Source organism: Bacillus sp. AFS040349 (genome assembly GCF_002577655.1).
Classification (GTDB): Bacteria; Bacillota; Bacilli; order Bacillales; family Bacillaceae; genus Metabacillus.
The window spans coordinates 1-813 of sequence record NZ_NUMC01000091.1 but is presented as its reverse complement, the minus strand read 5'-3'; the positions used below and the strand labels follow the sequence as shown (position 1 = coordinate 813).

The 813-nt window shown below is 33.0% G+C and carries 1 pseudogene; it reads right to left on the bottom strand.

Features of this window, described 5'->3' with window-relative positions:
* Positions 1–703 (bottom strand): annotated as a pseudogene (locus COD11_RS19050) (transposase); the annotation flags it as partial.
* Between the last annotated feature and the right edge of the window lie 110 nt (positions 704–813).

Sequence of the window (813 nt, the reverse complement as noted above, 5' to 3'; positions counted from 1 at the left end):
TTCGATATCATCTGCAACGGTTTCTTTCAGGAGATTAAGATGTTCCTTAACTTTTGGATACTCTAAAAGGCTCTCTTCCTTTTCAATTACTTCAAAGCTTTTGGGAATAAGTAATCTCATCTTCAAGTACATCATTGTTTGGCTTTACGGGGAATTTCATCTTCATACTCTCGTTAATTTTATAAATTGTTTTCCTAAGATTTTTGGAGCGCTCCATAAGTATTTCTTTTGGAGTCATTTGATTATATCGCGCCTTTGTATGGGTTGCATCTACAATAATAGAATTGCTTTTAATAATCTCTTTCTCAATGGCAATCTCCACCGTCTTATTGATAAGCATGTCTAATAAGTTCATGTCTTTTAGCCTAAGTTTACGAAACTTAGTCAAAGAACTTGAATCAATAACGGCTTCCTCCGGAGCCATATCCAAAAAATATTTGAAGGACATATCATATTTTGAACGCTCGACAATATCAACATCTGAAACATCATGAATGGTTTTCAAAAACAAATATTTAAACATACGAATAGGGTCTATCGCATTCCGCCCATTATCTAGACAATATTTATCCTTTAATTCTTCGTAAATAAAAGAAAAGTCGACCAGATCCTTAATTCTGCGTAACATATTATCCTGAGGAACGACAATATCATAAAGAGCCACATATGGACTAAACATCATTGTTTGTTGTTTTTGTATCATTGGAAAAACCACCCACTTATATTTATAATTTTAATTATAAAGTAAAAAAGGTAGAAAGGTTCACCTAAGTGAATCTTTCTACCTTTTTCTTGGACTTTTTCAGTGGCCTC